Origin of the sequence: Streptomyces sp. NPDC096013 (genome assembly GCF_044763565.1) — a bacterium.
GTDB lineage: Bacteria > Actinomycetota > Actinomycetes > Streptomycetales > Streptomycetaceae > Streptomyces.
Genome location: NZ_JBIWGK010000001.1, coordinates 562,225 through 580,674, shown reverse-complemented (window position 1 = coordinate 580,674; position 18,450 = coordinate 562,225). Strand labels below are relative to the sequence as shown.

14 protein-coding genes and 1 pseudogene are annotated in these 18,450 nt (G+C 71.7%); 5 read left to right on the top strand and 10 right to left on the bottom strand.

The genetic code is table 11. The features are described 5' to 3' along the window. Positions 1-2 precede the first annotated feature (2 nt). Genes glyA through ACIRB1_RS02595 form a run of 5 tightly spaced genes read left to right on the top strand, consistent with a single transcriptional unit; the run spans position 3 to position 6,705 of the window. On the top strand, positions 3-1,286 hold the full coding sequence (glyA, locus tag ACIRB1_RS02615; protein WP_403464311.1) for a serine hydroxymethyltransferase: 1,284 nt from the start codon (positions 3-5) through the stop codon (positions 1,284-1,286). Then, positions 1,283-2,515 carry a sarcosine oxidase subunit beta family protein gene (locus ACIRB1_RS02610; RefSeq protein ID WP_403464310.1) on the top strand — a complete coding sequence of 411 codons (1,233 nt, stop codon included), beginning with the start codon at positions 1,283-1,285 and terminating at the stop codon, positions 2,513-2,515. Before glyA ends, ACIRB1_RS02610 begins: the two co-directional genes overlap by 4 nt. A gap of 12 nt (positions 2,516-2,527) precedes the next feature. Further along, entirely contained in the window at positions 2,528-5,884 is a 3,357-nt protein-coding gene (locus tag ACIRB1_RS02605; RefSeq protein ID WP_403464309.1) for a sarcosine oxidase subunit delta family protein, read from the top strand. Further along, positions 5,877-6,506: a sarcosine oxidase subunit gamma gene (locus tag ACIRB1_RS02600; protein ID WP_403464308.1), complete on the top strand. Its 630-nt coding sequence runs from the start codon at positions 5,877-5,879 to the stop codon at positions 6,504-6,506. Before ACIRB1_RS02605 ends, ACIRB1_RS02600 begins: the two co-directional genes overlap by 8 nt. Before the next feature lie 4 nt (positions 6,507-6,510). Continuing rightward, positions 6,511-6,705 carry a hypothetical protein gene (locus ACIRB1_RS02595; protein ID WP_403464307.1) on the top strand — a complete coding sequence of 65 codons (195 nt, stop codon included), beginning with the start codon at positions 6,511-6,513 and terminating at the stop codon, positions 6,703-6,705. 459 nt (positions 6,706-7,164) lie between these two features. On the opposite strand, the gene ACIRB1_RS02590 is transcribed toward ACIRB1_RS02595, so the two are convergent. The 10 genes and pseudogenes from ACIRB1_RS02590 to ACIRB1_RS02545 all read right to left on the bottom strand — a co-directional run bounded on the left by ACIRB1_RS02590 (position 7,165) and on the right by ACIRB1_RS02545 (position 18,269). Further along, on the bottom strand, positions 7,165-7,701 hold the full coding sequence (locus tag ACIRB1_RS02590; RefSeq protein ID WP_352181150.1) for an NUDIX hydrolase family protein: 537 nt from the start codon (positions 7,699-7,701) through the stop codon (positions 7,165-7,167). 15 nt (positions 7,702-7,716) lie between these two features. Continuing rightward, positions 7,717-8,856 carry an amidohydrolase family protein gene (locus ACIRB1_RS02585; RefSeq protein WP_352181151.1) on the bottom strand — a complete coding sequence of 380 codons (1,140 nt, stop codon included), beginning with the start codon at positions 8,854-8,856 and terminating at the stop codon, positions 7,717-7,719. A 2-nt stretch (positions 8,857-8,858) separates the two neighbouring features. Then, positions 8,859-10,262: a glutamine synthetase family protein gene (locus ACIRB1_RS02580; RefSeq protein WP_403464306.1), complete on the bottom strand. Its 1,404-nt coding sequence runs from the start codon at positions 10,260-10,262 to the stop codon at positions 8,859-8,861. 41 nt (positions 10,263-10,303) lie between these two features. Beyond that, positions 10,304-11,116 carry an SAM-dependent methyltransferase gene (locus ACIRB1_RS02575; RefSeq protein ID WP_352181153.1) on the bottom strand — a complete coding sequence of 271 codons (813 nt, stop codon included), beginning with the start codon at positions 11,114-11,116 and terminating at the stop codon, positions 10,304-10,306. A 111-nt stretch (positions 11,117-11,227) separates the two neighbouring features. Further along, positions 11,228-12,106, bottom strand: coding sequence for a hypothetical protein (locus ACIRB1_RS02570; RefSeq protein WP_403464305.1), 879 nt, complete (start codon positions 12,104-12,106; stop codon positions 11,228-11,230). A gap of 108 nt (positions 12,107-12,214) precedes the next feature. Continuing rightward, on the bottom strand, positions 12,215-12,562 hold the full coding sequence (locus tag ACIRB1_RS02565) for a hypothetical protein (RefSeq protein WP_403464304.1): 348 nt from the start codon (positions 12,560-12,562) through the stop codon (positions 12,215-12,217). Between the two features lie 133 nt (positions 12,563-12,695). After that, a pseudogene (locus ACIRB1_RS02560) lies at positions 12,696-14,232 on the bottom strand (carboxylesterase/lipase family protein). Positions 14,233-14,338: 106 nt separating this feature from the next. Beyond that, positions 14,339-15,820 (bottom strand): MFS transporter, encoded by a 1,482-nt coding sequence (locus tag ACIRB1_RS02555; protein ID WP_403464303.1) that lies wholly within the window; start codon positions 15,818-15,820, stop codon positions 14,339-14,341. 124 nt (positions 15,821-15,944) lie between these two features. Further along, a complete protein-coding gene (locus ACIRB1_RS02550; protein ID WP_403464302.1) occupies positions 15,945-17,144 on the bottom strand; it encodes a sensor histidine kinase in 1,200 nt (399 codons plus the stop codon). An 87-nt stretch (positions 17,145-17,231) separates the two neighbouring features. After that, positions 17,232-18,269: a zinc-binding dehydrogenase gene (locus ACIRB1_RS02545; protein ID WP_403464301.1), complete on the bottom strand. Its 1,038-nt coding sequence runs from the start codon at positions 18,267-18,269 to the stop codon at positions 17,232-17,234. Positions 18,270-18,450: the final 181 nt, after the last annotated feature.

The window sequence follows — 18,450 nt, the reverse complement described above, 5'->3', positions numbered from 1 at the left end:
GTATGAACGCGCTCAACACCCCCCTGGCCGAACTGGATCCCGAGGTCCACGCCGCCCTCCGCGCCGAACTGCACCGCCAGCAGTCCACGTTGGAGATGATCGCCTCCGAGAACTTCGCACCCTCCGCCGTACTGGAGGCACAGGGCTCGGTCCTCACCAACAAGTACGCCGAGGGCTACCCCGGCCGCCGCTACTACGGCGGCTGCGAACACGTCGATGTCACCGAGCGGTTGGCGATCGAGCGGATCAAGTCCCTCTTCGGCGCGGGCTTCGCCAACGTCCAGCCGCACTCGGGCGCCCAGGCCAACACGGCAGTCTTCTTCGCCCTGTTGAATCCCGGCGACACCATCCTCGGCCTCGATCTCGCCCACGGCGGCCACCTCACCCACGGCATGCGCCTCAACTACAGCGGCAGAATGCTGAACGTGGTGCCGTACCACGTCTCCGAGACCGACAACCTGGTCGACATGGACGAGGTCGAGCGCCTCGCCAAGGAACACCGCCCCCGGATGATCATCGCCGGATGGTCGGCGTATCCACGGCAGTTGGACTTCGCGGCCTTCCGCAGGATCGCCGACGAGGTCGGCGCCCTCCTGATGGTCGACATGGCGCACTTCGCCGGCCTCGTCGCCGCCGGGCTGCACCCCAACCCCGTCCCGCACGCCCATGTGACGACGACCACGACACACAAGACCCTCGGCGGCCCGCGCGGCGGCGTCATTCTGACCAACGAGGCCGACCTCGCCAAGAGGATCAACTCGGCGGTGTTTCCCGGCATGCAGGGCGGCCCGCTGGAGCATGTCATCGCCGCGAAGGCGGTGTCGTTCAAGGTCGCGGCCTCACCGGAGTTCGCGGAACGCCAGTCCCGCACGCTGGCCGGCTCGCGCATCCTCGCGGAGCGTCTCACCCGAGCCGACGTGGCGGCCACCGGCGTGAAGGTCCTCACCGGCGGCACGGACGTGCACCTGGTCCTGGTGGACCTGCGCGACTCCGAACTCGACGGCAGGCAGGCGGAAGACCTGCTCCACGAGATCGGCATCACCGTCAACCGCAACGCCGTGCCCTTCGACCCACGCCCGCCCATGGTCACGTCCGGGCTGCGTATCGGCACCCCCGCGCTGGCCACGCGAGGCTTCACGGAGGAGGACTTCGCGGAGGTGGCCGACGTGATCGCACTGGCCCTCCAACCGGCCCCCGACATGGCCGAGTTGAACGCCCGCACGAAGGCACTGGCGGCGAAGCACCCGCTGTACCCGCACCTGTCCGAGGAGGGCGACCCCCGATGACCCCCCGCACCCCGGGCGCAGACCTCCCCGAACACCCCGACCGGCTCTGGCGTACACCCGAGCCGAAACGCTCGTACGACGTGGTGATCGTGGGCGGCGGCGGCCACGGACTGGCGACTGCCCACTACTTGGCGAAGAACCACGGCATCACCAATGTCGCGGTGCTGGAGAAGGGGTGGCTGGCGGGCGGCAACATGGCCCGCAACACCACGATCATCCGCTCCAACTACCTGTGGGACGAGAGCGCGGGCATCTACGAGCACGCGCTCAAGCTGTGGGAGGGCCTGGAGGAGGAACTGGACTACCCGATCCTCTTCTCCCAGCGCGGGGTCCTCAACCTCGCCCACAGCCTCCAGGACGTCCGCGACAGCGTGCGCCGGGTGGAGGCCAACCGCCTCAACGGCGTGGACGCGGAATGGCTCGACGAACGGCAGGTGAAAGAGGTCTGCCCGATCGTCAACACCTCACCGGACGTGCGCTATCCGGTCATGGGAGCCACCTACCAACCCCGCGCCGGCATCGCCAAACACGACCACGTGGCATGGGGACTGGCCCGCTCCGCCGACGCGGCCGGCATCGACCTCATCCAGAACTGCGAGGTCACCGGCCTCGACATCACCGACGGCAGGGTGGTCGGCGTACAGACCACCCGCGGCCCGATAGCGGCGGGCAAGGTGGCGCTCTGCTCGGCGGGCCACACATCGGTGCTGGCGGCGCTGGCGGGCATCCAACTCCCGCTCCAGAGCCACCCGTTGCAGGCGCTGGTGTCGGAGCTGCTGGAGCCGGTCCACCCGACGGTGGTCATGTCCAACGCGGTCCATGTGTACGTGAGCCAGGCGCACAAGGGCGAGTTGGTGATGGGCGCGGGCATCGACTCGTACAACTCCTACACGCAGCGCGGCGCGTTCCACATCATCGAGGAGCAGATGGCGGCGGCGCTGGAACTGTTCCCGGTCTTCGCCCGCGCGCACGTCCTGCGCACCTGGGGAGGCATCGTCGACGTCACCCCCGACGCCTCCCCGATCGTGGGCCTCACCCCCGTGGACAACCTGTACCTCAACTGCGGCTGGGGAACGGGCGGTTTCAAGGCGACCCCGGGTGTCGGCTGGGTCTACGCCCACACCATCGCCCACGACACGCCTCACCCCCTCAACGCCCCCTTCTCGCTCGACCGTTTCACCACCGGCGCGCTCGTCGACGAGCACGGTGCCGCCGCGGTGGCCCACTAGGGAGCCCGAACCATGCTGCTGATCCCCTGCCCCTGGTGCGGGCCCCGCGACGAAGCCGAGTTCCACTACGGCGGCCAGGCCCACGTCGCCTACCCGCAGACCCCGTCCGAACTGACCGACGAGGAATGGGCCCGCTACCTCTTCTTCCGCGCCAACCCGAAGGGCCCGTTCGCCGAACGCTGGACCCACACGGCGGGCTGCCGCCGGTGGTTCAACGCGGTCCGGGACACGGGGACGAACGAGATTCTGACGGTGTACCGGACGGGGGAGAAGCACCCAACGCCGAGCGAGCGGCGACCAGTCGGCGATCCTTCGGCGCCGTCCACTCATCAGCCGAGTCCCGCCATATCAGCCCGTCCGGCGTCCACTCTTCAGCCGAGGCCTGCCACATCAGCCTGTCCGGCGCTTGAGGACGAGGCCCTTTCGGGGCCGACGGGAGGCCAGGGGGCGGAGCCCCCTGGGAGCGGGGTCGAAGGGGCAGAGCCCCTGGAGGACGGGACGGGTAGGGGCGGCGGGGGCGCTGCATCCATCAGCGGCTCTGCCGCGGGCCATCCGTTCCGCCACCCCACCCACGGCCGAATCCACCGAGACACCCCCCTCACCTTCACCTTCGACGGCACCGAATACCAGGGCTACAAGGGCGACACCCTCGCCTCCGCCCTCCTCGCCAACGGCGTCATCCACACCGGCACCAGCATCAAACTCGGCCGCCCCCGAGGCATCTTCACAGCAGGCGTCGAAGAACCGAACGCCGTCATCCAGATCGAAGCCCCCTTCCCCGAACCGATGCTCCCCGCCACCACGGTCGAGCTGTACGACGGCCTGGCAGCCACCAGCCTCCCCGGCCAGGGCCGCCTGGCCACCGATCCTGACCCGGCACGCTACGACGCGGTCCACGCCCACTGCGACCTCCTGGTCGTAGGCGCGGGCCCGGCCGGCCTCGCGGCAGCGTCCGCCGCGGCCGGCACCGGAGCCCGTGTCATCCTCGCCGACGACCGCGCGGAGCCGGGCGGCAGCCTGCTGGACACGGCCGAACTCCTGGACTGGGTAGGCGAGATGAAGGAAAGGCTCACCGCGGCCCCCGACGTCCGCATCCTGCCCCGCACCACCGTCTTCGGCCACTACGACGACAACCACCTCCTGGCCGTGGAACGCCGCACCAACCACCTCGGCGCCACAGCCCCCACCCACGTCTCCCGCGAACGCGTCTGGCGCATCCGAGCCCGCCGGGTGATCCTCGCAACGGGCGCCCACGAACGCTCACTTGCCTTCCCGGACAACGACCGCCCCGGCGTGATGCTCGCCGCCTCGGCCCGCGCGTACCTCCACCGCTACGGCGTCCTCCCCGGCCGCAGCGCCGTCGTCTTCACGACCAACGACAGCGCGTACGCAGCCGCGTTGGACCTGGCGGCGGCAGGTGTGGGGATCGCGGCGATCGTCGACACCCGCCCGTCGGCGCCGGTGGAGTGGGCGAGCCGGGCCCGAGAGGCGGGCATAGAGGTACTGCCCGGACACGCGGTCGCGGGCACCGAGGGCAGCCCGCGCCTGACCGCCGTGACGGTCGCCCCGTACGGCGAACCGACCGGCACGACACGGCGGTTCACCGCCGACCTCCTCCTGGTCTCCGGCGGCTGGAACCCCGTCGCCCACCTCTTCAGCCAGGCGGGCGGCAGACTCCGCTACGACGACGCCCTCGGCTCCTTCGTCCCCGACACCTGCCGCCAGCTGGTCGAGGTCGCGGGCAGCGCGAACGGGGTCCTGGACCTGCCCGGAGTCCTCGCGCAGGGCGCGGCGGCGGGCGCCCGAGCGATCGAGGCGGAGGGCTGCACCGCCCGAACGCCTTCCCTGCCCCAGGTGTCCGCGGTACCCCACACCCCCGCCATGCAGGTCTTCCTCGTCCCCGGCACGACCGACGCCCCCCGCTTCGTGGACCTCCAACGAGACGTCACGGTCGCCGACTTGAGCCGCGCCACCGGCGCGGGACTCGACTCGGTCGAACACACCAAGCGCTACACGACGGCCGGCACGGCCAACGACCAGGGCAAGACATCAGGAGTCCTGGCGAGCGGCGTGGTCGCCGAACTCCTGGGCGTGGACGTGTCGTCGCTCGGCACGACCACATTCCGCCCGCCGTACACACCCGTCTCCTTCGCCGCCCTCGCCGGCCGCGACCGTGGCGCGCTGCACGACCCGGTCCGTACGACCGCGCTGCACGACTGGCACGTCATGCAGGGCGCGCTGTTCGAGAACGTCGGTCAGTGGAAGCGCCCTTGGTACTACCCGCGCGACGGCGAGGACAGGGAGACCGCCGTCCTGCGCGAGTGCGCGGCGGCCCGCGAGTCCGTCGCCTTCATGGACGGCTCCACCCTCGGCAAGATCGACGTACAGGGCCCGGACGCACCCGTCTTCCTGGACCGGCTCTACACCAACATGATGAGCAACCTGAAGGTGGGCATGGTGCGCTACGGCGTCATGTGCCGCCCGGACGGCATGGTCTTCGACGACGGTACGGCCATCCGGCTCGCCCCGGACCGTTACCTGGTCACCACGACCACGGGCAACGCCGCCGCCGTACTCGACTGGATGGAGGAGTGGCACCAGACCGAGTGGCCCGAACTCCGCGTCCACTGCGCCTCGGTGACCGAACAGTGGGCCACCGTCGCCCTGGTCGGCCCCCGTTCCCGTCAGGTGCTCGGCTCGCTCGCGCCCCAACTCGCCGTGGGCAACGACGACTTCCCCTTCATGGCGTGGCGGGACACGACCGTCGCGGGCATCGAGGCCAGGGTGTGCCGGATCAGCTTCTCCGGTGAACTCGCCTACGAGATCAATGTGTCGCCCTGGGAGGCCCTCGCCCTGTGGGAGGCGCTGTACGAGGCGGGCGCCCCCTTCGGCATCACCCCGTACGGCACCGAGACCATGCACGTCCTGCGCGCCGAGAAGGGCTACCCGATCATCGGCCAGGACACCGACGGCACCGTGACTCCGCAGGATCTCGGCATGAGTTGGGCGGTGTCGAAGAAGAAGCCCGACTTCATCGGCAAACGGTCCCACGCCCGCGCCGATGCCGTACGCCCCGACCGCAAACACCTCGTCGGCCTGCTCCCGGAGGACCCCGCCGCTCTCCTGCCCGAGGGCACCCAGCTCATCGCCGACAGCGTGCTCCCGGCCCCGCCCGTCCCGATGCTCGGCCATGTCACCTCCAGCTACCGCAGCGCCGCCCTCGGCCGCACCTTCGCCCTCGCCCTGATCAAGGGCGGCCGCGACCGCATCGGCGAACGCCTCTACGCCCCCGTGGGCGACCGGTTGATCCCGGTCACCGTCGCAAGCCCCGTCCTCTACGACCCCGAGGGAGCCCGCCGCGATGGCTGACACCGCCCCTTCCATCCCGCGCCGCAGCCCCCTCGCGGGCGCCGCCGACCGGCTCGCGGCCGTGACCCGCGCCTCCGGCGGCACGGTGCGGCTGGCCGAACTCCCCTTCCTGGCCCAGGTGAACGTCCGTCTCGACGCGAAGGGCCCGGCGGCGGACGCCGTAGGACTCGCGCTCGGGCTGTCGCTGCCCCTGGAGCCCAACACCGTGGTGCGGACTGGGGAGTTGACCGCGTTGTGGCTCGGTCCCGACGAGTGGCTCGTGGTGGGGGCGCCGGACACCCAGCGGGACCTGGAACACCGGATGCGCGCGGCGGCCGGTGACGAGCACGTCGCCGTCACCGATGTCTCGGCCCAGCGCACCACCCTCCTCGTCTCCGGCACCCGGGCCCGCGACCTGCTGGCCCACGGCTGCCCGCTGGACCTGCACCCACGGAACTTCGGCCCCGGCCGCTGCGCCCAGACCATGCTGGCCCGCGCCCAGGTCGTCCTGGTCGCCCGGGACGAACCCGGCGCCGGATTCTGGGTACTGGTCCGCTCGTCCTTCGCCGGGTACCTGACGGACTGGCTGCTGGACGCGGCGGCCGAGTACGTCGCGGAGGTATCAGAGGGGCCGTACGCCTGAACAAGTGCGGTGCGGCGAACTCTTCGACAGGATCGCCGGCCAACAGCACGGTCGGCACCACCGCCACCACCTCGGGCATCGCACCGTCCACATCGACGCCGAGGGCCACGGCCGGGCCGCCGCGCGGACCGCGCTCGGCCTCGACACCGCAGGGATCATCCGGACCCCCGGCCGGGTCATCGAACGCGGCTCGGCCTGAGGGGAACGCCGGGACGGACGCCGGCACGACCGGCACGGCATCCATACGCTGCGGGACAGGGCGCGTGGCGCGTCCACGTGGCCGGGTCAACTCTCCCGCACCATCGAGTGGTCGCGCATCCCCGTCACCCAGGAGTCGTCCATGTCCCGTTCCGAGGCCCGCGTCGCCACCGACCGACCGCGGCGCTACGCCACACAACTCGCCTCCCACGCTCACCGCCACCGACGGCGCGCTGCTGCTCGCGGTGGAGGCGGAGCCCGAGTTCCTCGACCGACCGGAGGACGTGGTGGGCCACCATCTGGTCCGCAGCCGGGCACCAGTCGGCGCGGCACGGGGGAGTCCGCCTGACCCACGGCCACGCTGCCGCTGATGCTGTACTCCTCCGCCTCCCCGTCCACGCACGGTGTGAGCCAGATCCCGGTGTTCGCCCAAGTGGTGCTGACCGGACCGGAGTTCAGGTCAGGACACACAACCCACGTGCGCCAGCGCCTGCTTGAGCAACACCCCGTGCCCGCCCGGCATTTCGCTGCGCAGCGCCTCCGAGGCGGCCTCCTGCGGGCTGAACCACACCAGGTCGAGGGCGTCCTGCCGGGGCCGGCAGTCACCGGTGACCGGCACGACGTAGGCGAGGGACACCGCGTGCTGGCGCGGGTCGTGGTACGGCGTGACACCGTGCGTCGGGAAGTACTCGGCGACGGTGAACGGCTGCAACGAGGCCGGGATGCGCGGCAGCGCGACCGGGCCGAGGTCCTTCTCCAGATGCCGCAGGAGGGCGTCACGGACCCGCTCGTGGTGCAGGACGCGGCCGGAGACCAGGGTGCGGTTCACCGTGCCGTCCGGGCCGATGCGCAGCAGCAGGCCGATGCTGGTCACCTCACCGCTGTCGTCGACGCGGACGGGCACCGCCTCCACATAGAGGATCGGCATGCGGGCGCGTGCCTGTTCGAGGTCGTCGGCGGACAGCCAACCGGGCGTGGTATCGGTCATGTCAGACATTGCTTGATCATACTTTCAGTGTCCGTCGGATAGCCGGTAGACCCGGCGGGCATTGTCGGCCCCCGCCCAGCGTGCCATTCGAAGCGCGTCGGGCAGACCCAGTTCGTCGGCGTCCACCCGTTCCTGGAGAAGATCCCCCAGTCCCCGGCGGAACGCCAGCGCGCCGAGCCCATAGAACTCCGCCAGACCATAGGCGTCGGAGCTGTACAGCAGTTTGCGGAACGGTGTGATCTCCAACGCCTCCGCCAGCACCGCCCGCGCCCGGACCGGTCCGACGTGGTGCAGGGTGAGCCCCACGTCCAGGTACACGTTTTCGAAGACGGCCGTCAGGTAGCCGGCCTGACGCTGGTACGGCCAGCAGTGCAGGAGCAGGACCGGGATCGCACCGGAGATCGCGTGCAGCCAGTCCGTCAGCAGGGTGGGGTCCGCGCGGTGCAGCCGGATGTCGTTGTCGCCGAAACCCGTGTGCAGCTGGAGGGGCAGGCCGAGATCCACCGCGGTCCACAGCAACTCCCGCACCAGGACCGGGTCCTCCAGCCGCCCGCCGCGCGCCAGCCACGCCCGCGCCGCCGAGGTCACCCGCGCCTCCGACGGCCTGGCCGGGTCGAGGCCGAACCCCGTCCGGTACGCGGCCACCGACTTCACCGCCACCACCCCCGGCCGCCGCACCGCGTCCAGCACGGCCGCCCGGAACGCGTCCGCGTACGCGTCCGGCTCGACCCCGCGCGCGGCCACCGACTCCGCGACCGCCTCCAGTCGTACGACCTCATGGGCCACCGCGTCCGCCGCCTCGGCGAGTTCGGCGGGCGTCGTGACGCGGTGCGGTGCGAAGCCCGTGTCGACGCAGAGGACGCCGGTGCCGGCGGCGGCCAGGAAACGCCGGTTGACCTCGCGCGGGCCCAACTCGCCGCGCCGGGCGAGGTATGCGTCGGCCGGGGTGTGCCGCGCCAGGTCCAGCAGCGGTGCGCAGTGACGGCGTACCGCGATCCCGACCGGGGTGTCGAACGCTGAGATCCCGCTGCCGGGCCGGACCTCGCCCTCGGTGAGCAGCGACTCGAAGGCCGTGCGGTCCAGCGCCTCGGTGACGACTCCGTGGCAGTGGTGGTCCACCAACTCCAGGGCGGCGAGCGCCTCGTGGACCGGTCCCGTGCCCATCCTCAGTACCTCCAGCGGTAGGCCGCCGCGATCCGCTCGTCGTCCAGCTCCGCCACGGCCGCGATCTCGCCCTGTCGTACGGCGATCACCGCGTCGGCCAGGACCGGTCCGAGCGCGACCCGCAGCCGCGCGTCCTCGCGGAACTCCGCGACGGACTCGGCGAGGGAGGTCGGCAGCCGTCGTACCCCACGGGCCGCCGCCTCCGGCGCGCCCAGGTGCGCGGGGTCCTTGGTGGTCTCCTCGGGCAGGGCGGCCTCGGTGGTCAGGCCGTCGAGGCCGGCGGCGATCAGGCAGCCGAGGGCGAGATAGGGGTTGGCGGCCAGGTCGACCGGCTTCACCTCCAGGTTCGCCGACTGGGCGCGCAGACCCGCGGTGCCGGTGACGATCCGTACCGCGGCCTCGCGGGTCTCGCGGCCCCAGGCGGTGAACACCCCCGCCCACTGGGAGGGTTGGAGCCGGAAGTAGCTCGCCGGGCTCGGCGCGGTGACGGCGGTGAGGGCCGGGAGGTGGGCGAGGACACCGGCCGCGAACGACTCCGCGTCGGCCGTCATGCCGTAGCGGCGGTCGCCCCCGGCGTGCAGGTTCGCGCCGTCGCGCCAGGCGGAGAGGTGGATGTGGCCGCCGTTGCCGACGCCCTGGGCGAGGACGGCCGGGCTGAACGAGGCGCGCAGGCCGTGCCGTTGGGAGATCGCGCGGACGGTCTGGCGTACGAGGACACTGCGGTCGGCCGCCGCGACCGGGTCGAGCGCGCTCACCGACAGCTCGAACTGCCCGGCCGCGTACTCGGGGTGGAACTGCTCCACGTCCACGCCCTGGGTCGCGAGCGCCGACAGCAACTCGGCGCCGTAGTCGCTCAGTTCGACCTGCCGGGTGGCGCTGTAGGCCGGAGCGGTGGTGGCGGGGACGAACGCGCCGTCGGGTGCCGGGTCCAGGCCGAGCGACCACTCGATCTCGATGCCCGCCCGGAAGGTGAGCCCGTACTGCCGCTCCGCGTCGACGACCGTGCGGCGCAGGAAGGTGCGGCTGCACCCGGGGTGGCGCTCGCCCTCCTGGGTGATGCGGTCGACCGGGGCCCAGGCCCAGCCGGGCTGGCCGGAGAGGACGGCCAGTTGGGCCAGGTCGGGGTAGAGGCGCAGGTCGCCGTCCGGGGAGCCGAGGACATCGGTGGTGACGATGGAGTCGTCGGCGAGGAAGGTGTCGAACACCGGGGACATGCCGACACCCCAGGCCGCCGCCGAGGCGAGCTTCGCGGTCGGGACCGTCTTCACCCGGCCCACGCCCGCCGTGTCGACGTAGGCCAGGACGATCCCGTGCACCCCTCGCCCGGTCAGTTCGGCGGCCAGGGCGGTGGCGCGGTCGACCTCGCCGGGACGGCCGCCGGGCAGGGGGTCGGCAAGAGTGGTCATGCGTCCTCCACGATCGCGTCCCGCACGCTCGGCGGCTCCGGTCAGGGTTTCACGGCCACCGCGCCGAACTGCGGTACCACGGCCGGGGAGCCGGAGTCCGGGCGCCATCGCGAGCACGGCACGAGGCCCGGGTCGAGGAGGTCGAGGCCTTCGAAGAAGGCGGCGACGTCCGCGCGGCTGCGGGCGGTGATCGGGGGAGTGGCGTTCTCGTTCCAGAACGCCATCGCCGGGACGTTCCCCTCGCCGCCGAGGTCCGCGTCGAAGGTCGGGTGCGTCAGCACGAGGTAACTGCCCGAGGGGACGGCGGACATGACCTTGCGTACGACGTTCCGGGCGTCCTCGGTGTCGAGGATGAAGTTCAGGATGCCGAGCATCATCACCGCGACGGGACGGTCGAAGTCCAGGGTGCCCGCGGCCCGTTGGACGATCGACTCCGGGTCGTGCACGTCCGCGTCGATGTAGTCGGTGACACCCTCGCGGGTGCTCGTCAGCAGTGTGCGGGCGTGGATCAGCACCAGCGGGTCGTTGTCGACGTAGACGATCCGCGCGTCCGGTGCGACGCGTTGTGCTATCTCGTGCGTGTTGTCGACCGTCGGCAGTCCGGTGCCGATGTCGAGGAACTGCCGTACGCCGCGCTCGGCGGTCAGGAACCGCACCGCCCGGCCGAGGAAGTCCCGGTCCGCGCGCGCCACTTCACGGATCACCGGGAAGAGTCCCGCGACGTGCTCGCCGACCCGCTGGTCGATCTCGTAGTTGTCCTTGCCGCCGATCCAGTAGTTCCAGACGCGCGCGTTGTGCGCCACACCGGTGTTGAGCCGGGTCGGTCCCTCTGCCGGGGTGTCGCTGTCACTCACTCGTCGCTCCTCGTCGCCCGTGCGGCCGTCGACTCCATTGTGCCGTCCGGTGATCACTTGGTTCAGGGGTTCGCGACGATCGGGCACATGTTCTCCGGGAATCGCGGACCGTCAGTCCAGATTGCCGGGTTGGGCGGCCGGGGTCCGCCCGGCCAGGACGTCCTTCAGGTTCGCGGTGCCCTGCTGCACGGCGGCCTTGGTCGTGCCCGTCTCCGTGCCGCCGAGGCCGCCGGACGTCACCGTGATGGCGTCGGTGCCGACCCGGACTACCGCCAACTGAAGGGTGAGCGTGACGGGTTGGGTGCCGCTCGTGCCGGTGACGGTGACCTGGAGACCCTGGCGGGCGTCGCCCACGGAGGGCACCGGGTCCTCGATGACCTGGACCGTACGGTGGCCGCCCTTGGAGTCGGTCGCGGTGAACTGGTCGCACTTCACCGGCAGCGTCTTCAGCCAGTTCAGGGAGGCGCCGAGCTCGGCCCGGTCGTAGGCGGCGACCTGGTAGAGCAGCCGGGACTCGCTCTGCTCGAACCCGGTCAGCGCGGACGCTCCGGACGGCTTGCCGAGGAGCGTGTCGTCGTAGAGCGCGTCGAGGAGCTTCTGGCAGTCGGCGGCGTTCGTCTTCGCGGTGAGGAGGGCGGCGACGTCTACCTTCCCGATGAGCAGCTTGTCGCCCCAGGACGCGGCGTCCTTGACCTGCGTCCAGTTGTCCTCGATGTCGGCCTCGGTGATCAGCGCGGCCTTGGCCCCGGCCGGGGTGAGGACGCCGGCGGACTTCTCGGCCCGTGGGGACGCGGACTTCCCGCCACGGGGCGAGGCGAGCGTGGAGTCGGCGGCGAGCGGGGAGGCGGCGACGTCCGCGGCACTGTCGGCGCGCCGCCCACCGCCGTCGCCCTTGCTCTCGCCGGAACAGGCCGCGCAGGTCAGCAGCGCGCCCACGGCCAGAGCCGAGGCGAGGAGACGGGCGGGTCGGGAGGGCGGGCGACGGTGCATGGCGGGGCCTCCAGGGGGAGCGGCGGGTCCCCCACAGCGCACCATCGGGGCGGCCCGGCCTCCAGCGCAGGGGGCCGTCCGGGTGAGTCACGCTCGGTCAGGGGCACGTCAGCGCGGCTCGTCCTCCGGCGGACCGGAGGACCTGTGCGGAAGATGCGGAAGGTGCAGGCGGTGCTCGTGCGGCTGCTGCGGCTCGTGTTCCGCGCGGTGGGTCCGCTGGGCGAGTCCGGCCTCCAGCACATGTACCGTGCGCCCGCCGCACTGGGGGCAGATCGCGTCGGAGAGGGGCGATCTGAGGGCCTTCCCCTCCTCGTCGATGTACTCCTGCGTGGTCAGACCGGTGGTGTCGGTCGGGTCGGTGAAGAACATCACCTGGAAGGTGGCCTCCCAGCAGTGGCCGCAGTCACCACAGGTGAACGCGAAGGTCTCCGGCACGGATCGGGGTTCCGCGGTCATGGCAGGGTCCTCCGTCGGGCGGGGCGGACGATCAGGGCGCGGACAGTGCCCTCAGCGCACAACGTCGCACGTCGTACGGCAACTCGAAGTACGGCAACTCGAACGCCCAGATCCTTCGGTGCGCCCCACCTGCTTACCCGGCCAACGGCAGCGCCCCGAACACATGCCCCTCCCACAGCCGCCGCGAAGCCTCCTCCGGATACGCCGTGACCACCGGCTCCGTGTCCGGTGCTCGGTGTCGAACGCCGGCCAGCCCGGGTCGCCGGTGCGGGCGAAGGACGTCCAGGACGCGCGGAAGCGGGACGAGAGTGCCAGGGCGTCGGGGGAGGGTTCGACGTCGGCGAACAGCAGATTGCCGAGGTCGGCGGTGAACGTGCCGAAGAGCAGCGGGATGTCGAGGGCGTGGCAGGCGCCCAGAACCCCGCCCAACCCCGGTGCGGGCCAGGTGAGTTCGTAGACGTGCACGCGTCCGCCCGCGGCGACCTGCGCCTCGGCCAGATGGAGGCAGGGCATGCGGAACACCCGGTCGGACTGGACGAGTTCGTGCAGCTCGCCCGGGGAGGCGTCGGGGAAGGCCGTACGGTAGGCCGGTTCGGGGTCGGCGCCGGGTCCGAACCGGCGCAGCGCGCTCACCGCGTCCTCCTCGGTGATCTTCCCGAGCTGTCCGCCGAGGGCGGTGAACAGGCGGAACTCGTCCCGGTTGTGACCGACGATCAGCTCCACGTCCCGGGCCGCGCCCGCCGCGACCCCCTGCCAGGGCGCGGTCGGCAGCACCTCGCCGTCGACGACGGGTGCGAAGGGGCTCAGGGTGTGGGCGACGGCGCCCCAGCGGTCCGCGTGCTGGTGCATCTTGGTGGTCAACGTCTCGCCCGCCGCGGGCAGTCGGCGGGGGTCCACGGTCGCGAGATCGGCGGCCGTGGGGCGCAGTCCCGCCTCGGCGGCGATCGCGGCCGCGATGTCCCTGGCCAGCTCGTCGGAGAAGAAGGAGCCCGGCACGCTCTGCGCGATGGCCCGGTGGAACAGCCCGGCGGCGCTCGGCATGACCAGCAGCGAGGCCACCGACCCGGCACCGGCCGACTCGCCGAGAACGGTGACCTGCCCGGGGTCGCCGCCGAACGCGGTGATGTTGTCCCGCACCCACTCCAGCGCGGCGACCTGGTCGAGCAGCCCGCGGTTGGCCGGGGCGCCGTCGATCCGGGCGAACCCCTCGATGCCGACGCGGTAGTTGAAGGTGACGACCACCAAGTCGCCGTCCCGGGCGATGCGTTGGGCGTCGTAGCCGGGGCTGCCCGCGTGTCCGAGCTTGTAGGCGCCACCGTAGATCCACACCATGACCGGGCGGCGGGCCGCCGGATCAGGGTTCGGGGTCCACACGTTGACGGTCAGCCAGTCGTCGCCCGTCGCCGCTTCCAGCACACCCCGGAGGCCCTGGAATCCGGACTCCTGCGGGGGCGGCGGGCCGAAGTCGAAGGCGTCGCGTATGCCGTCCCAGCCGCGCACGGCCGCGGTGCCTGGAACCTCGCCTCGCCGACCGGCGGCTCGGCGAACGGGATGCCGCGGAAGACCGCCAGCCCGTCCTCCAGCCGCCCGCGCACCGCACCGGCGTCGAAACGCACCACCGGCGCTTCGGCCGGACCGGCCGTCGTGTCACGGGAGTCGGGTGTCGTCATGGCGGGCTCTCCTCGCAGGGTGCCGGGGACGTGCGGGACGTGCGCAGGGCGGTCGTCCCGTACCGCGTGGGTCGGCGACCGCCGTGTGCTCGATGGCCAGGATGCCTTACACCGTGGTCTCGGAGACCTCGGGAGACGTGGTCGGCGTCCCGTCGGCCGGGGCCTCGACGCCCTTGCGGGGCCTGGGGATCAGGCTCGCGAGGAGGAAGGCCAGCAGGGCGGCTCCGGCGCCGATCGCCATGACCACCTTGAAGCCGTTCTCCGAGGGGAGGGCGTAGCCGCCGAAGTCGGTGGTCATCTGGGCGAGGATCACACCGGCGATGGCGCTGGCGAATGACGTGCCCAGGGACCGCATCAGGGTGTTGAGGCTGTTGGCCGCGCCGGTCTGGGACGGGTCGACCGCGCCCATGATCAGGGCGGGCAGGGCGCCGTAGGTGAAACCGACGCCGGCGCCGATGACACAGGACACCAGGATGAGGTGCCAGACCTGGGACATCAGCAGGATGTTCAGGGCGTAGCCGGAGGCCACGATCAGCGCCCCGATCATCAGGGTGACCTTGGGGCCCTTGGCCTTGGTGACCCGGGCGGACACGGCGGACATGGCCATCATGACCAGGCCCTGCGGGGCGAGCACCAGGCCGACCGCCAGCATCGACTTGCCGAGACCGTAGCCGGTCTGCGTGGGCAGTTGCAGCAGCTGGGGGAGGACCAGGGACATCGCGAACATCGAGAAACCGAGCGCGATCGAGGCCAGGTTGGTGAACAGCACCTGCGGCCTGGCGGTCGTCCGCAGGTCCACCAGCGGCTGCGGGCTGCGCAGTTCGTACCGGCCCCAGGCGAGCAGGATCGCGACGGCGGCGACGCCGAGGACCAGGGTCGGCGCGCTGGTCCAGCCCCAGTCGGAGCCCTTGGAGATCGCGAGCAGCAGGGAGACCAGTCCGGCGGACAGGCCGAGCGAGCCGACCAGGTCGAAGCGGCCGCCGGTGCGGACCTCGGACTCGGGCACGAGCAGCAGGACCAGCAGGAAGGACAGGGCGCCGAGGACGGCCGAGACCCAGAACAGGATGTGCCAGTTGTAGTGGTCCGCGATGAACGCGGCCGAGGGCAGACCCAGGGCGCCGCCGACACCGAGCGAGGCGCTCATCAGCGCGGTGGAACCGGCCAGCCGCTCGCCGGGCAGCACGTCCCGCATGATGCTGATGCCGAGCGGTACGACCGCCGCGGCCAGTCCCTGGAGCGCGCGGCCGATGACCATCGGGATCAGCGAGTCGGCCAGTGCGCACACGATCGAGCCGGTGACCAGCAGCACGATGCTGGTCAGGAGCATGCGGCGCTTGCCGAACATGTCACCGAGGCGGCCCACGACCGGGGTGGCCACGGCGGCGGCCAGCAGTGTGGCGGTGACCGCCCACGCCGTGTTCGACGCGGAGGCGTTCAGGTACTTCGGCAGCTCCGGGATGATCGGGATGACCAGGGTCTGCATCAGCGAGACGACGATTCCGGCGAAGGCCAGCACCGCGACGACGGCGTTCGACCTCGGCGGAGCGGAGGAACCCGCTTCGGCGGGTCGGGCAGGGGCGTCGGACATGGCGGAGCCTCCATCTGGAACGGCAGCGATGATATGCGGCAAACAGTGATGATCCGGAGCGAATGACAGCGATCCGGGCGGGTCGACTTGCTTGACTTACTCAAACATAATGAGGTTGATTGACTTACGCAAGTGAATTCTGGATGCGAGGCGGCAGCGGCAGTTCGGTGGCGACCTCGTAACCGCCCTGGGGCCGGTGCCCGGCCAGCAGCCGGCCGCCCGCGGACAGGGCGCGCTCACGCATGCCGATGACGCCGTAGCCTCCGGTCGGAGCGGGGGAGAAGGGTGCCGTCGTGCCGCCGTGGTCGGTGACGGTGATGCCCAGCCGGTCGTGCGCGTAGCGCAGCCGCACCTCGGCCGAACCGGTGCCCGCGTGCTTGGCCACATTGGTGAGCGCCTCCTGCACGATGCGGTACGCCGTCAGGTCCGTCCCCGCCGACAGCGGCCGCGGCCTCCCCTCGACGGTGACCACGACCGACAGCCCGGCGGCCTCGAACGAGGCCGCCAGATCGGCGAGTTGGGCCAGCCCCGGGGTGGGCCCCGACGCGGTCTCCGACTCGTCGGACTGCCGCAACAGGCCCACGGTGGCCTTGAGTTCGCGTACGGCCGACAGGGTGGAGCCGGCGAGTTCACCGGCGATCCGCTCGGCCTCCTCGGGCCGGGTGCCCAACAGCCTTACGACGGAGCCGGCTTGGAGGTTGGCGAGGATGAGGTGATGGGCCACGACGTCGTGCAGGTCGCGGGCGATCCGCATGCGTTCCTCGGTGACGCGATGCCGGGCCTCCTGCTCGCGGGTCCGTTCCGCGTGCTCGGCCCGCGCCCGCACGGCCTCCAGGTGGGCCGCCCGGAGCCGGGTCGTGGTGCCGAGGGAGGTCGGCAGCAGCAGCCAGAAGGCCGGGCCGAGCAGTTTCAGGACCAGCGGTTCGCCGCCGGAACCCGCCACCAGGGACGTGCCTACGAGCAGGGCGATGCCGACGGCGGTGAAGAGGTTCGCGGTGGTCCGGTCCGAGAGCCGGGCGAGCGTGTGGAGCGCGACCATCAGCGGGCCGATCACCAGGACCGTGAGGAGATGGCCGAGCGCGGCCATCGCCATTGCGCAGCCAAGGGTGGCCGCCACCGTGGTGCGCGGCAGGGTGTGCCGCCAGAGCAGGGCGAGGGAGGAGGCGCCCGCGACCAGGACGCCGGGCCACGAGGTGGTTCCCGGACCGTAGCCCGGGAGCGTCATCCGGCCGCCCGGGAAGGAGCAGGCGAAGAGGGCCGCGGCGACGACCAGGTCGGCGGCGCGGGGACGGCGGGGCAGCAGGCGCCGCAGGTTGTGGATCATGGCGTGGGGGTTCCTGTCCGAGGAGGCCGGCCGGCCGCGGGCCCCGCCGTCGACCGCGGCCGACGACCGGAACCCGAAGGTCCGCGCCTACTCGTCGAAGGTGACGACGATCTTCTCCGCCGCACCCGGTGTCAGCGCCAGTTCGAAGGCCCGCCCGACCTCGGCGAACGGCACCCGGTGACTGATCAGCTCGGCGAACCGCTCGTGGTGCTCGACGATCTCCCGCGTGACCTCGAAGATCTCGGTGGGGTAGCCCTGCGAGGCGATCAGCGTCAGCTCGCTGCGCAGCATCCCGCCGAGATCGATGTCGGCGCCCTTCTTCTGTACGGCGACCATGACCAGCCTGGCGCCCCACTTCGCGGAGTCGATCGTGGTGTTGACGACCGCGGCGACACCGGCGGCGTCGATGTAGATGTCCGTACCGGCGCGCGGCTGGCCCAGCGCGTTCGCGGCCTGCCCGTGCAGCTCGGTCAGCCGGGCGGTGACGTCCTCCTCGGCGGAGTTGATCACCGCGTCCGCGCCGACGGCGAGCGCTGTCTCCAGGCGCGAGGCGATGACGTCCGCGACCACGACGTGCTCGATCCCGCGCAGCTTCAGCCAGATGGCCGCGCCCAGGCCGATCGGCCCGGCACCGAAGATGACGACCTTGTCGCCGGGCTTCGCCTCGGACCGGTTGACGGCGTGCCGGGCCACGGCCATCGGCTCGTTGAGGGCAGCCACGTCGAACGGCACGGTGTCGGGGAAGACGGTGACGCTCTTGCCGATCTCGCAGTCCTCCAGGAGGAGGTAGTCGCTCATGGCACCGTGTTTGCCGCCGCAGCCGATGATCCCGGACGGCGCGCCCTGCGGGTTGACGACCACCCGGTCCCCGACCTTCAGACCCTCCACCTCCGCGCCGACCTCGACGATCTCACCGGCCGGCTCGTGCCCGAGGGGGACCGGGGCCATCGCGCCTCCGGGTCCGAAGGGGCCGCCGCCGAGGTGCAGGAAGAAGGTGTCGGTGCCGCAGATCCCGCACGCGCGGATCTTCATGAGGGCGTCCTTCGGTCCGGGGGCCGGGCGGTCGACGTCGACCACGTCGATCGTGTCTACGGCACCGGTCTGCACGGACTTCATCGTGGCCATGACGGGACTCGCTTTCCATGTGCGTGAGGGGTGTCACCGGCCCCGGCGGCGGACGGGGGGAGTGCTCCGGCCGCCGGGACCGGTGACGGCGCCGCACTCCGTCCCCACGGTGCACGGCGCTACGGGGACACCTCCGCTTCGGAGGCCCCCGGCTCTGGACTTACTTGAGTTAAGCAACCAT